At 72.5% G+C, this 12,856-nt stretch carries 12 protein-coding genes, 1 tRNA gene and 1 pseudogene; 3 read left to right on the top strand and 11 right to left on the bottom strand.

Annotation, left to right across the window (positions count from 1 at the left end):
• From AB0K09_RS05130 to AB0K09_RS05110, 5 genes are all read right to left on the bottom strand, one after another.
• Positions 1–1,707: DEAD/DEAH box helicase (locus AB0K09_RS05130; RefSeq protein ID WP_366063900.1), on the bottom strand; the 1,707-nt coding region annotated here is incomplete at its 3' end.
• Positions 1,708–2,098: 391 nt separating this feature from the next.
• Entirely contained in the window at positions 2,099–3,145 is a 1,047-nt protein-coding gene (locus tag AB0K09_RS05125) for an MFS transporter (RefSeq protein WP_366063904.1), read from the bottom strand.
• Between the two features lie 214 nt (positions 3,146–3,359).
• Positions 3,360–4,325 carry a putative sulfate exporter family transporter gene (locus AB0K09_RS05120; protein WP_366063903.1) on the bottom strand — a complete coding sequence of 322 codons (966 nt, stop codon included), beginning with the start codon at positions 4,323–4,325 and terminating at the stop codon, positions 3,360–3,362.
• A 116-nt stretch (positions 4,326–4,441) separates the two neighbouring features.
• Positions 4,442–4,999 carry a cysteine dioxygenase family protein gene (locus AB0K09_RS05115; protein ID WP_366063899.1) on the bottom strand — a complete coding sequence of 186 codons (558 nt, stop codon included), beginning with the start codon at positions 4,997–4,999 and terminating at the stop codon, positions 4,442–4,444.
• A gap of 152 nt (positions 5,000–5,151) precedes the next feature.
• Positions 5,152–6,057: a LysR family transcriptional regulator gene (locus AB0K09_RS05110; RefSeq protein ID WP_366063898.1), complete on the bottom strand. Its 906-nt coding sequence runs from the start codon at positions 6,055–6,057 to the stop codon at positions 5,152–5,154.
• A 111-nt stretch (positions 6,058–6,168) separates the two neighbouring features.
• Between AB0K09_RS05110 and AB0K09_RS05105 the strand changes: the two genes are divergently transcribed.
• Both AB0K09_RS05105 and AB0K09_RS05100 read left to right on the top strand, forming a co-directional pair.
• Positions 6,169–7,053: an alpha/beta hydrolase gene (locus tag AB0K09_RS05105; protein ID WP_366063897.1), complete on the top strand. Its 885-nt coding sequence runs from the start codon at positions 6,169–6,171 to the stop codon at positions 7,051–7,053.
• 100 nt (positions 7,054–7,153) lie between these two features.
• A tRNA-Cys gene (locus tag AB0K09_RS05100) sits at positions 7,154–7,225 on the top strand.
• On the opposite strand, the pseudogene AB0K09_RS05095 reads toward AB0K09_RS05100, so the two are convergent.
• The 6 genes and pseudogenes from AB0K09_RS05095 to AB0K09_RS05070 form a co-directional block, all read right to left on the bottom strand.
• Positions 7,197–7,549 (bottom strand): annotated as a pseudogene (locus AB0K09_RS05095) (VOC family protein). The gene AB0K09_RS05100 and the pseudogene AB0K09_RS05095 sit on opposite strands and share 29 nt — an antisense overlap.
• A gap of 21 nt (positions 7,550–7,570) precedes the next feature.
• Positions 7,571–8,782, bottom strand: coding sequence for a type VII secretion-associated serine protease mycosin (gene mycP, locus AB0K09_RS05090; RefSeq protein ID WP_366063896.1), 1,212 nt, complete (start codon positions 8,780–8,782; stop codon positions 7,571–7,573).
• A gap of 24 nt (positions 8,783–8,806) precedes the next feature.
• Positions 8,807–10,384 carry a hypothetical protein gene (locus AB0K09_RS05085; RefSeq protein ID WP_366063895.1) on the bottom strand — a complete coding sequence of 526 codons (1,578 nt, stop codon included), beginning with the start codon at positions 10,382–10,384 and terminating at the stop codon, positions 8,807–8,809.
• Positions 10,381–10,785, bottom strand: coding sequence for a hypothetical protein (locus AB0K09_RS05080; protein WP_366063894.1), 405 nt, complete (start codon positions 10,783–10,785; stop codon positions 10,381–10,383). Before AB0K09_RS05080 ends, AB0K09_RS05085 begins: the two co-directional genes overlap by 4 nt.
• A 99-nt stretch (positions 10,786–10,884) precedes the next feature.
• Positions 10,885–11,124, bottom strand: coding sequence for a 4-oxalocrotonate tautomerase DmpI (gene dmpI, locus AB0K09_RS05075; protein WP_366063893.1), 240 nt, complete (start codon positions 11,122–11,124; stop codon positions 10,885–10,887).
• Positions 11,125–11,181: 57 nt separating this feature from the next.
• Entirely contained in the window at positions 11,182–12,078 is an 897-nt protein-coding gene (locus tag AB0K09_RS05070; RefSeq protein WP_366063892.1) for a LysR substrate-binding domain-containing protein, read from the bottom strand.
• A gap of 169 nt (positions 12,079–12,247) precedes the next feature.
• Here AB0K09_RS05070 and AB0K09_RS05065 point away from each other — a divergent pair, with 169 nt between their 5' ends.
• On the top strand, positions 12,248–12,796 hold the full coding sequence (locus AB0K09_RS05065) for a hypothetical protein (protein ID WP_366063891.1): 549 nt from the start codon (positions 12,248–12,250) through the stop codon (positions 12,794–12,796).
• The last annotated feature ends 60 nt before the right edge of the window (positions 12,797–12,856 follow it).

Here is a 12,856-nt window from a genome sequence, read left to right as displayed (position 1 = left end):
GCCGCAGACGCGGCGGAGTTCGGTGTGGATGACGCCGTGCGGCTTGCCGCTCTGGTGGACGTAGGCGCCGACCAGCGTGTTGAGCTGCTTGCGCAGCTCCATCAGCTCCTTGTGGGTGACCACCGGGCGGCGCTCCGCCGGGAGCTCCAGGAGGTCCGCCTCCTCGGCCGGCTTCCGGCGGCTGTGCGCGATCTGCCGCGCCTGCCGCTTCTGGAGCAGCAGCTCCACCTGCTCCGGCTCCAGCAGGCCGGGGATGCCAAGGTAGTCCTGCTCCTCCTCGCTGCCCGGGTGGGCCTGCATGCCGAACTCCGCGCTGTTGTACAGCACGCGGTCGAAGACCGCGTCCGACTCGAGCGCCTCGAACGGCAGCATGTCCTGCTCGCCGGTGTCCTCGTCCTGCTGCTTGTTCGCCTCGTCCATCTCCTTCTCGGACTCGGCGTACGGGTCCTCCTCCTCGCCCTCCTTCTTGGGCTTGTCGAGGACGTGGTCCCGTTCGGCCTCCATCTCGTTGGCGAAGGACAGCAGCATGGGAATCGTCGGCAGGAAGACCGACGCCGTCTCGCCGCGCCGCCGCGAGCGCACGAAGCGGCCCACGGCCTGGGCGAAGAACAGCGGCGTGGAGATCGTCGTCGCGTACACGCCGACCGCGAGGCGCGGCACGTCCACGCCCTCGGACACCATGCGTACGGCGACCATCCACCGCGAGTCGCCGGCGGAGAAGTCGTCGATGCGCTGGGAGGCGCCGGAGTCGTCCGAGAGGACGACCGTCGGGCCCTCGCCGGTGATCTCGCGGATCAGCTTCGCGTAGGCGCGGGCCGAGTCCTGGTCGGAGGCGATGACGAGCGCGCCGGCGTCCGGGATGGACTTGCGCACCTCCGTCAGCCGCCGGTCCGCCGCGCGCAGCACGTTCGGCATCCAGTCGCCGCGCGGGTCGAGGGCCGTGCGCCAGGCCTGGGAGACCGCGTCCTTGGTCATGGGCTCGCCGAGCCGGGCCTCCAGCTCGTCGCCGGCCTTGGTGCGCCAGCGCATGTTGCCGCTGTAGGAGAGGAAGATGACCGGCCGGACGACGCCGTCGGCGAGGGCGTTGCCGTAGCCGTAGGTGTAGTCGGCGGAGGAGCGTCGGATGCCGTCGTTCCCCTCCTCGTACGTGACGAAGGGGATGGGGTTGGTGTCGGAGCGGAAGGGCGTACCGGTCAGACACAGCCGGCGGGTGGCCGGCTCGAAGGCCTCCAGGCAGGCCTCGCCCCAGGAGCGGGAGTCGCCGGCGTGGTGGATCTCGTCGAGGATGACGAGCGTCTTGCGCTGCTCGCAGCGGTTGCGGTGCAGCATGGGCCGCACGCCGACACCGGCGTAGGTGACGGCGACGCCGTGGTACTCGCGGCCCAGCGGCCCCGCGCTGTACTCCGGGTCGAGCTTGATGCCTATGCGGGCGGCCGCCTCCGCCCACTGCTTCTTCAGGTGCTCGGTCGGGGCGACGACGGTCACCTGCTGGACGACGTGGTGGTGCAGCAGCCAGGACGCGAGCGTGAGCGCGAAGGTCGTCTTGCCGGCGCCCGGCGTCGCGACGGCGAGGAAGTCGCGCGGCTGGGTCTGGATGTACTTCCCCATCGCGCCCTCCTGCCAGGCGCGCAGCTTGTTGGCCGTGCCCCAGGGGGCGCGGCCGGGGAAAGCGGGCGAAAGATGGTGGTTGGCGGTGGTGGTAGTCACGGTCTCCGTCGGCGTGGTCGGCGAATCGGCAACCGCGTCAGCCTACCCGCGTCCGCGGGGGGACCCCTGGGGGACGGGGCGCGCTCACCCTGCTGTGGGACCGAGGTCACACCCGCTCGTGATCGGGTGCGGCTGCGTCGCGCCTGCGGCGGGCCTTGCCCACCCGCCCACCCGTTACCCGGAAGCGCTCGCTCGGGCCCGGGGCCCGGCTCGCACCCGCGGCCGGCTCTACCCGGCCACCGTTGCGCGGAACCGTTCGATCAAGCCCCGGGCCCGCGCACCTACGGCCGGATTTCCCCGCCGCCGTTACCCCGAGCCGCTCGGACAGGCCCACGGCCGGCGCACCCGCGGCCGGCTCTTCCAGCCCGCCCCCTTGCCCCGGACCCCTCGGTCAGGCCGCAGGCCGTTGGCGGGCGCCCGCCCAGATGCCCGCCGCCGCGCACAGCGACGCGACCGCGAAGACCGCCCCGAAGGCCCGCGCCGGGGTCGCCTCCGCGCCGAAGCCCACGAACAGGGCGCCCGCCAGGCCGACCAGCACGACGCTGCCCAGCGCGTCCGAGACCTGGAGCGCTGCCGAGTTCGCGCCCTCCTCGCCCTCGCGGGACAGGCGCACCAGCACCACGGCCGGCAGCCCGCGCGCCGCGCGGAACGTGCCGCTCGGCAGCAGCCGCAGCACGCACGGTACGAGCAGGGCGAGCCCGGCGGCGGCCGGGACCACCGACAGGGGTGTCGGCTCCTGCGCCGCGTACTGCAGCAGTCCGGCCCCGGCGGCCACGCCGAGCGCGAGCAGGATGCGCCGCCGGTCCATGCGCCCGCGCCCGCCCGTGCCGCCGGCGCCGTGCACCCGGCGGAGCGCCGGCAGCATGACGGCCAGCGGCGGCAGGATGAGCACGGGGATGGCCAGGAAGACCCAGCGCCAGCCCAGCCCCTCCGTCACCGAGCCCGCGACCAGCGGTCCCACGATGACGGGGACGACCCAGGCCGCCGAGAAGGACGCCATCACGGCGGGCCGCAGCCGTTCCGGGTAGGCGCGTCCGACCGTCACATACAGGGCGACGATCACCAGGCCGGCGCCGATGCCCTGCACCCCGCGACCGGCGACGAACATCCACATCCGCTGGGCGGAGCCCGCGATCAGCAGGCCGGCGCCGAAGGCGGCGATGCCGGTGAAGAGCGGGGCCCGCGGTCCGGCGCGGTCGCACCACTCGCCGGAGAGGACCATGGCGAAGAGGGAGGCGGTGAAGAAGGCAGAGAACGCGAAGGCGTAGAGCTCGATGCCGTCGAGCGCGCGGGCGGCGCTCGGCATCGCGGTGTTCACCGCGCTCGCCTCGAAGGCGATGAGGGAGACGACGGAGATGATGCCGAGGGTCAGCGCCCGGTACCGGCGGCTCAGCACCCCGGGCGCCTCACTCGATATGCCGGATATGCCCGCTTCCATGGAGTCCTGGTCGGCGTGTGCGGAGGCCTTGGGTTCAGCGGCGGTCATGGGTTCAGCGTAGGGACGCGGAGGGGGCGCTGCCTGCTGTCCCGGGGACGATCTCGGGTCGGCCGTTGGTCCTGGTCACAGCGACCGACGCGCGCCCCCGGGAACGCCCGCGGGGCCCGGCGCGCGGCCGGGCCCCGTCCCCTCCTGGGCGCACCTGGGCGTTCGTTCACGCGGTGAGCAGCACACCCGCGTACGACACCCCGGCGATCACCACCCACGAGCAGAGCCCCAGCGCGGCGACCCGTCCGCCGGTGCGGACCAGCGAGGGCAGGTGCACCGCGCTGCCGAGCCCGAAGAGGGCGGCGGCGAGCAGCAGCTCCTGGGCGTGCTGTGCGGCGTCGAGCGCGCCGCCGGGCAGCACGCCGGTGGTCCGGACGGCGACCATGGCGAGGAAGCCGAGGACGAACAGCGGCACGAGCGGCGGCCGTTTGCCCGTGGGCGCGGCGTCCGTCCGGCGCCGCTGCCGTACGGACAGCGCGACGGCACCCACCAGCGGCGCCAGCAGCGCCACCCGCATCAGCTTGACCAGCACCGCCTCGCCGAGCGCCGTGGGGCCGGCGGTCTGCGCGGTGGCGACGACCTGCCCCACGTCGTGCACGCCCGCGCCGACCCAGCGTCCGAACTGCGCGTCGTCGAGACCGAGCGGGTGGTGCAGCAGCGGCAGGACGGCGATGGCGAGCGTGCCGCAGAGCGTGACCAGCGCGACGGACGTCGCGACGTCCTCCTCGTCGCTGCCGGACACCTCGCTGACCGCGCCGATCGCGGAGGCGCCGCAGATGGAATAGCCGGTGGCGATCAGCAGCGGCTGGTCGCCGCTCAGCCCGAGCCGGCGGCCGAGCCACATCGTGCCGAAGAACGTCGCCACGACCGTGACGACCACCATGGCCACCGTGGCCCAGCCGAGGCCGAGCACGTCGTCCAGGCCGAGCTTGAGGCCGAGCAGCACGACGCCGATCCGCATGAGCCGCTTTCCGGCCAGCGTCAGACCGGGCCGCCCGACGCCGCGCACCCGGGTCCGTACGCCCGGTGCGTGCGCGGCGGCGATGCCGAGCACCACGGCGGCGGTGAGCATGGGCACGGCGGGCAGCAGCCGGTGCACGGCCCAGGCGACGGCGACGCCGGCGGCGGCCATGGCGAGCCCGGGGAGCTTGCCGGGCGCCTTGGCGCCGCGCCCGGCGCCGCGCCCGGCGGCGCGCCCGGCGGCGCGCCCGGCGGACCGGGCGGGGATGCGTGAGGTGAGGAGAGCCATCAGAGTTCGTCGTCGGCGGGCAGGTGGTACACACGGCGGACGCTGGAACCCAGGCGGGCGATGTCGGCGCCGTAGACGTGGATGGAGATCGCCTTGGTGCCGCAGGCGTTGCGCACCCGGTGGATGTCGCCGGGCGGTGCGAAGCCGCAGACGTCGCCCTGGTGGTTTACCACGTCCTCGGTGGCCACGAGCCGGGCGGTGGTGCCGTCGGGGACGAGCCGGTAGCGGCGCTCGCTCTCGGTGCCCTGGTGCACGCCGGTCACGCACCAGGAGACGTGGTCGTGGACGGAGGTCTGCTGCCCGGGCAGCCAGACCAGGGCGACGACGGAGAAGCTGCCGTCGCTCTCCGCGTGCAGGATGTGCTGCCGGTAGCGTTCGGGGTCGCCCTCGCACTGCTCGTCGGTGAGCAGGTCGACGGCGCCGAGGTGGGCCGCCAGCCGCTCGCCGACGAGGTACGCCGTCGTGTCGGGCGGCAGGCCACGGCCCACGGCCTCGCGGACGTCGTCGACGAGCCGGCCGAGGCGGGCGGTCGTCGGGGCTGCGGTGGGTGTGGTCATACCGGCAGCGTCGGGCCCGGGCATCCATCACGTCCAACGACAGTTTCTTGACCGTTCGCAAACGTGCGCTTATGGATGCGTTCGAGTCCGTCAGATGCGGGGGCCGGTGCCGGGCCGGTGCGGGCCGGTGCGGGGGGCCGGTACGGCCGCCGTCAGCAGCCCACGCGGCGGGCCGCGACGGCCTTCAGCTCGTCCAGGACGAGCGCGGTCGCCGGGATGCGCAGATGCTCGCGCAGTACGTACGCGGAGACCTGGCGGCGGGAAGCCGGGTCCAGCGCGCGGCCGGTGATCCGGTCGTGGCGGAGGAAGGACAGCACCAGCCCCGGCATCATCGCCACGCCCAGCCCCTCCGCGACGAGCGACTGCACCACGAGGTTGTCGTCCGTCGTGAAGGCGATGTCGGGTGCGAATCCCTGCTCCGCGCACTCGTGCAGGAAGTTCGTCCGGCAGCGCAGACAGCCGGCGATCCACCGCTCCTCCGCCAGGTCGGTGAGCTTGACCGCACGGCGGCGTGCCAGGGGGTGCCCTATGGGGAGCAGCACGGTCAGCTGGTCCTCCATGAGCGGTATCTCGGTGAGCTCGTCGGCGACGTGTTCGTGCAGGCCGGGATAGGTGAAGGCGAGCGTGATGTCGCACTCCCCGCGCACGACGCGGCGCAGCGAGTCGGGCGGCTCACCCTCCTGCAGCTCGACCCGCACGCCCGGATGCTCACCGGCCAGCCGGGCCACCGCCTCGGGGATGAGCGTCGCGCTCGCGCTGGGGAACGCGCACACCCGGACCCGGCCCGCGCGCAGTCGCGTCAGCGAACTCATCTGCTGCTGCGCGGCCGTCAGGCTGTCGAGGATCGTCTCCGCGTGCCGGGCGAGCGCCTCACCGGCCTCGGTCAGCCGCATCCGGCGGCCGATCCGGATGAAGAGCGGCGAGCCGACGGACCGCTCGAGCGCCTTCATCTGCTGCGTGATCGCGGGCTGCGTGTAGCCGAGCGCCCGCGCGGCCGCCGAGTACGACCCGCAGGTGACCACCGCGTGGAACGTCTTGATGTGCCGCGAGTCGAACACGCCGGAATCATAAGCGGAATTTGGGATAGGGGGATGGGAGGCGAAGGTTTCTTCTGGATCACTGGCCGGTTCCCGACCGGTCGACACGGACGAATGGGGCAAAGTGAATCCATGCCGCACTACACCACGTACGACGGGGCCGAGCTCTCCTACCGGGTGCTGCCCGCGCGGGACCGGGACGCGGAGGCGTCCGTACCGCCGCTGATCTGCCTGGCCGGTGGTCCGGGCCGGGACGCGGCGTACCTGGGCGACCTGGGCGGCCTCGACGCCGTCCGCACGCTCGTGATCCCCGACAGCCGCGGCACCGGCGACTCCCCGCCGGCCCCGGACGCGGACGGCTATTCCTTCCCCGCCCTGGCCGAGGACGTCGAGGCCCTCCGCGCCCACCTCGGCCTGGAGCGGTTCGCCCTGCTGGCCCACGACGCGGCCTGCGCGACGGCCCAGGCGTACGCGGCCACGTACCCCAGCCGTCTGACCCGCCTCGTCCTCGTCACCCCCGGCTCCCGGCTCCAGGGCGAGCTCCCCACGGACGCCGAGCAGATCTTCGAGTCGCGCGCGACGGAGGACTGGTGGGTCGACGCCTACGTCGCCGTCCACTCCCTCCCCGAGACCCGCGACCTCGCCGAGGCCCGCGCCCTCCTCCTCCGCGCCGCCCCCATGGCCTACGGCCGCTGGGAGGCCCCCCAGCGCCACCACGCCGCCACCGAACCGGACCAGCTCAACCCGGTGCCGCGCGCGGCCTTCTGGCAGGGCGTCGACGAACCGGCCCGCCTGGCCCTCCTGCACCGCCTGCGGGACGTCACCTGCCCCGTCCTCGTCATCACGGGCGACCGCGACGCGGTCACCGGCATGCGCGCGGGCGAGGCCGTGGCCGCGTCCTTCGCCGACGCCCGGGTCCGGCCGCTGTACGGGGTCGGGCACTACCCCTGGGTGGACGAACCGGAGATGTTCCGCCCCCTGGTCGCGGACTTCCTGCGAGGCGGGGCGGGTTACTGAACGCCCGGTTCGTGAACGGGGCATGCCGGTCGTATTGCGGCCGGGGCGGTGCCCTTGCCGGGCTTTCCGGGGCGGACCTAGGGTCGTTCGTACACGACTCGGCCGTGTGCCCGAATGGTTCAGGGGCTCGCCTGCAAAGCGAGTTACGCGGGTTCGATTCCCGCCACGGCCTCTCGCCTTGCCGGCGGTTCATGGCTCTGGCTGTGACTGTGGCTCAGTACGTTGGCGACCCGCCCGTCCGGGTCGCGGACGAAGAAGCGGCGCACTCCCACTCCTCGTCCCGCAGCGGGTACACGATTTCCGCACCGCTCTCCCGCAGGAGCGCGTGGACGGCGTCCACGTCGTCGACCTCGACGCTCATGTCGGGGACGACCGGCGCCGTCCTGTCGCCCGCCATGAGGCTGACTTGCTTTTCGAGGCGGAGGAGGCCGTTGAACTCCCGGCTTCCGGGGAGATCCGCGGACTGGATGTCGGGGACGACACGGCGGACGGTCATCGGTGGCTCCTGACTCGGACCCTAGGTGCGGTTGCGACGACGGCGGTCCATCAGTACCGGTACGCCGACGGCTGCCGCGATCACGACGGCGGCGGCGCCGCCTATGACGACCCAGGTGGTGGTGCCGCTGCGCGACGGTCGGTCGGCGGCCGTCTTCTGCGGGGCGCCACCGCTTCGGGCACCGGGCTCCGGAGCCGCCGCCCCGGCGGGGGGCCCGGGAAGCGGGTTCACATCGGCGGGGCCGGGGTCGCCGGGGTTCTGCAGGGCGATGCGGGGCCGGACGATGCCGTACCCGATGGAGTCGCTGCGCCTCTCCCCGCTCTGCGGGGCGCCGGCGGTGTTGATGAGGACGCGGGTGACCTGGTTGGCGGTCCATTCGGGATGGACGGACCAGATGAGGGCGGCGGAGGCGGAGGCGAGGGCGGTGGCGTCGCTGGTGCCGTGGCTTTTGCAGAGTTCGGTGCCGCCGGCGCATGCTGCGACCATCTCGTCACCTGGTGCGGCGAGGTCCACCTGTGGACCTCGCTCCGACTCCCTTGTCGCCTGGCTGTCCTTGTCGACAGCGGCCACGCCCACGACGCCCGGGGTCGCTGCGGGGTACTGCACCGGGTTGCCCTTCTCGCCGCTGTTACCCACACCGGCGAAGATCAGCTTGCCCTTGCTCATGGCGTAGCGGACGGCGTCCGCGATCTCCGGGCTGTCCTCGGACTGCCCCATCGAGATATTGATGATCTTTGCATCACCATCAGCCGCATAACGGATTGCCTTGCTCACCGCTGAGGAGAAGTTACGGACGCCTTGTGCCTGGCTGTTCGCTTCAGTGCCGTCGGGCACCCGGAGGGAGATGATTTTGGCGCCGGGGGCAAGGCCGAAGGAGGCGTTGTCATCACCGCGCTTACCGGTTCCCGCGATCAGCACGGCGATGCCGGTGCCGTGTTTGAAGTTGTCGGTGTAGGCGTCTCCCGGTTCCTGAGCGAAGTCCCTGCCACCCACCACTTGACCCGCGAGGTCCGGCAACGTTCTGTCCACGCCCGTGTCAATCACCGCGACAGTCACGCCCTTGCCCGTACTGACCTGCCACATCTCTTCGGCATGCATCGCGTCCAGGTGCCATTGCCGGGATCGAATGGTGTCGGCCTGGGCGGGTGTACACGGCGCGGCAAGAGCCAGCAGACCTACCGCGATGGCCAACGCACTCGTCCGGCAGTGTCCGACTCGGGTGCCGCTGCGCATGCGCTGTTCCTCACTAGGTCGGTTTCAGTCGATGACCGGGGGCACAACTCGTCGGGCGGCGTGCTGCCAGGTTTCCTCGTCCTCGACCAAGTAGTCGGGCCGCTGGACATCGCGGTTGCGCCGCGACGTGGCACCGCTGACTTCCTCTCGCCCTCGGACCAGCCCGGCCCCACCGGGGGTGAACGGCTTGTCACCGCTGGCGCCAGGACGCTGCACGGGACGGCCTCCGACAACACCACCGGGTTCGGTCGCCAAGCGACGCCCGGGGCCGAAACCCGTCCGATTGCTGTTGGGCCCGGCAGCCGCGCCACCGTATCCCACACCTGGGGCCACGCCGGAACGCGCTGATGACTGCCCTTGCCCTTGAACGGGCTCCGCGCCGACTACCGTGCCACGCGGAATCCGCCCCACTGAGCGGTCCGGGGCGGGAGCGACCGGTCGTCCGCCGATGATGCCCGGTTCTGGTACGTGCGGCACTGCGGTGACGGGCTTCGCCATCCCTCCACTCCTGCCGACCGGGATGGTCGGCCGGGCAGACGACGGTAGCCTTCCGCCGTTCACGGGCCCCATCGGGCCGGTCCCCGGCCCTGTCATCGGCGGCATGATGACCTTGCTCAAGCCGTCGGCCGGACCACCATTGGGTTGACCGCCCGTGTTCGGGGAGGGTGTCGTAGTCGGAGCATGCGGCAGTGTGGGCGTGCCGTCGATGACGGTTCCCGGATCGCGCGGGGGCAGAGAGGCATTGTGGGGCGACGCGCTGCCCCCGAACTCATGACGGTTTCCATCAGGCGCGGTCGAGATCATCCCTGGCGAGTGCCGACCTGCTTCGACAGCCCCCGCTGAGAAGCCGCTCCCGCCTCGGTAGCTACCAGCACCCTGCTGGTCAGCCGACCCCACGGGCTGCAGGTATTCGACCTCCCGGAACGGGCTGGTCGGCGGCGGCATGATCCCCGCCGGAACCACCGGAAAGTTCGGCCGTTCGGCTCGCGAGATCTGCAACCCCGCGTCGTTGTACGACTCCGCCAGCCGCTTCATCTGCTGCGCCGCAGCCATGTGCTCGTCGTGCAGCTGCTTCTGCGCCGCGTACGCCTGTTGCTGGCTCGGCCCTTCCGTACGGAGGCCCTTGTCGGCGTCCACCGCCAGCGGATTCGGTACGGCGGCGCCCATCGGCTGCGGATGCAGGTTCAGGTAGGAGTCCAGCAGCGCCTTCGCCTCCGGCGAATACTTCGGCATCGCCTTCTGCACGTCCCGCAGCGTCGTCGCCGCGTGTTCCATCCACGTACCGGCCTTCTCGCTGTAGGCCCCCAGGCGCAGCGTCGCGTTCACGGTGTCCGCGCCCCAGGCGCGGAACGCCTCCGCGCCCTCGCCCTCCCAGGAGACGTGGGCGATGAACTGCCGCAGGTCCTCCCCGAGCTTCCGGATCGTGACGGACGCGTCCTTCAGCTTGCCGCCGACGTCGGCCACCCGGCCCGAGTCGGCCTCCTCGACCATCGCCCGGAGCTTCTCGTGCGGGACGGACGCGAAGTCCTGGGTGATGAAGGCGAACCGGAAAGGACGCCGCGGGTCACGGGCCCGCGGGGCCTTCGGCTTGTCGGTCGTCACATCGACCCCTTGTCGCTGCCCGGCGCGCCGGGGGTGTGCGCGGCCACCGGCGCGTACTGCTCCTGGAGCCTCTTCTGCACGGCCCACATGTGGTCGCGCTGATCCGCGTCGACGGTCGCGTAGCCGTCGTGCGCGCCCCGCACGGCCGTGCTCAGCGCGTCGATCATCGAGGACAGCAGCCGCGACAGGTCCTCCAGGTCGCTGTGGACGTCGTGGTACGCGTCGTACAGCGACGCCGCCGCGTCGAAATCCTTGCCCAGGTGCCCCGGCACGAGCCGGTCCGCGCCGATGCGGGACGGCGCCGCCTCGGAGTCGCCGAGAGTGGTCAGCAATTCGTCCACGCGGCCCTTGAATCCCCTGAGCGACTCCAACTCCGTCGCCAGACGCCCTGTGTTGCCCATCCCCCCCACGCCTCTTCGACACCGTGCGCCAACACGTGACTGCACGCTACACATTAGCGTCAGGCGGTGACGCAGGGCGTCGAACAGGCCACCCGGGCGCTACTTGTCGGCGGTGAGCTTGCCCGCGACGCCCCAGCTGTCGGCCGGCACCTCGTGGATCCAGACCTGCACGGCCTCCGCCGGGATGTGCAGCGCGTCGACGAACGCATCGGTGACGCGGGCCACCAGGTCGCGCTTGAGCTCGATGTCGCGGGGGCCCTGCTGGATGGTGACGATGGGCATGGTGTGCTCCTCGTTCGTGGCGCCGCACCAGCGGTTCCGGTGCGGTTCCGTCGCCATGAACAGTTCACCGCGCGGGGGTGGTGCGCACCCAGACCCGGATCGCTCTCGCAGCGATCACGATCGCTGATCGCCGAGGGTGTCCAGCAGGAGGTCGAGCAGCGGCGACGAGGCGCCGTCCCGGAGCGCCAGTTCGACGGGCAGCCGCAGGCCGGGGTCGGCGAAGGGGACGAAGGCGACCCTCGGCACCCGCATGCGCCGGGCGTTGCCGTCGTAGACCACCGTCCACATGGGGGTGCCCGAGCCGATCGCGGCGAGGGTGTCCTGGAGGTTGTGGGTCGTGGGACCGGGTACGGGCTCGAAGCCGGCGTCCCGGCAGCCGCGCAGGACGAGGTCCACCAGCGCGGGGTGGTTGCGGCGCTCGGTGAGCCGCAGCGGCAGCCCGGCGAGCTCCGCGAGGCCGACCGCCGGTCGCTCGGCGAGCGGGTGCCGGGCGGGTACGGCGGCCACCAGCTCCTCGTCCCAGAGCCGGTGGTGCCGCAGTTCGCCGCCGCCTCGCGGATCCGGTGCGGCGCCCCGTACGAACGCGGCGTCGAGCCGCCCGTCCGCGAGCCGGGCGAGCCGCTCCCGTACCGGGACGGCGACGAGTTCCACGCGTACGTCCGGGGCGCGCTGCCCGAAGGCGTCCAGCACCCGTTCGAGCCGCTCCCCGAGGCCGGTGACGGTGCCGAGCCGGAAGACGCCGACGCGCCCGTCCGCGAGTTCCGCGGCCACCGCCCGGGCGGCGTCCTCGGCCGCCAGCACGGCGCGGGCGGCCGGCAGGAACGCCTCCCCGGCGGCGGTGAGCCGGACCGTCCGAGGATTCCGGTCGAAGAGTACGACCTTCAACTCGCGTTCCAGCCGCCGTATCTGCTGACTGACGGCGGGCTGGCCGATCACCAGCCGCTCGGCCGCCCGTCCGAAGTGCAGCTCCTCCGCGACGGTGACGAAGTAGCGCAGCTGACGTAGCTCCATCGGGTCCCCCATGACGGTCTCTGTGGGTCGATCTTGCTCGATCCTCACAGCCGGGCGTGGTTCCGGGCCGCCTCGCGCGGGAGGACGACCCAGACCTCGTTCCCGCTCAGCGGCGGCGCGACCTCCGCCGCACTGCGGCCGGCACTGGCGTACGTTCCCTCCACACGCCATGGCGGGAAGCCCCTTCCTAGGGCCGGCGAGCAGCTGGTGGGCCTGTCTGGAGGAGCAGACCCGCCGGGAGGTCGACGCGAACTTGCTGCTCGACCGCCGGATGACGGCGGTCAAGGCCGTATGGGAGGCACTGCGACCGCTGGAGTTGGGCCTGAACGAGGCCGCGCAGGTCGTCCATGCGCGCTACCGGGCCCTTGGTGATCGCGTGCAATCCGGCCGACCCGATCCGCTCGACATCCCTTCGCTCGCAGCCCGTGCCGCGGCCCTTCCCGGCCGGGTGGCCGCTGTCGAGGCTTTCTGGGACGGTGACACGGTGCACGACTGGTTCGTGCTGCTGGTCGCGGTACTGAGCCATCCCTCCGGAGAGGGCCACCTGGCGACCGTCCATCACGGTCAGGGCGGCTCCCCTCCGGGTGCGGCCGCGGCCAAGGCCGGCCAGGACCTGGCCGACTACCTCGGCGTGCCGTTCCACTTCGCGTCCCCGGACGTCCCCAATGACGAGGCGCCGCGCTGGCGGACGTCCCAGGGCCCGTCCCAAGGGCCCTGACCAGAGCCCGTCGGGGGCACTGCGAGCCCCAAAGGGGCGAGCCCGGCCGCCGGACGTACC

Origin of the sequence: Streptomyces sp. NPDC049577, assembly GCF_040675635.1 — a bacterium.
GTDB lineage: Bacteria > Actinomycetota > Actinomycetes > Streptomycetales > Streptomycetaceae > Streptomyces.
The sequence above is the reverse complement of the archived record's forward strand: the minus strand, read 5'-3'. Positions and strand labels throughout refer to the sequence as shown.

Excerpts from the sequence above, each read along its gene's own strand:
- AB0K09_RS05070 (WP_366063892.1), bottom strand. The coding sequence starts at position 12,078 with ATGGAGCTACGTCAGCTGCGCTACTTCGTCACCGTCGCGGAGGAGCTG.
- AB0K09_RS05125 (WP_366063904.1), bottom strand. The coding sequence starts at position 3,145 with ATGGAAGCGGGCATATCCGGCATATCGAGTGAGGCGCCCGGGGTGCTG.
- AB0K09_RS05080 (WP_366063894.1), bottom strand. The coding sequence starts at position 10,785 with ATGGGCAACACAGGGCGTCTGGCGACGGAGTTGGAGTCGCTCAGGGGA.
- mycP (WP_366063896.1), bottom strand. The coding sequence starts at position 8,782 with ATGCGCAGCGGCACCCGAGTCGGACACTGCCGGACGAGTGCGTTGGCC.
- dmpI (WP_366063893.1), bottom strand. The coding sequence starts at position 11,124 with ATGGCGACGGAACCGCACCGGAACCGCTGGTGCGGCGCCACGAACGAG.
- AB0K09_RS05120 (WP_366063903.1), bottom strand. The coding sequence starts at position 4,325 with ATGGCCGCCGCCGGCGTCGCCGTCGCCTGGGCCGTGCACCGGCTGCTG.
- AB0K09_RS05105 (WP_366063897.1), top strand. The coding sequence starts at position 6,169 with ATGCCGCACTACACCACGTACGACGGGGCCGAGCTCTCCTACCGGGTG.
- AB0K09_RS05065 (WP_366063891.1), top strand. The coding sequence starts at position 12,248 with ATGGCGGGAAGCCCCTTCCTAGGGCCGGCGAGCAGCTGGTGGGCCTGT.
- AB0K09_RS05115 (WP_366063899.1), bottom strand. The coding sequence starts at position 4,999 with ATGACCACACCCACCGCAGCCCCGACGACCGCCCGCCTCGGCCGGCTC.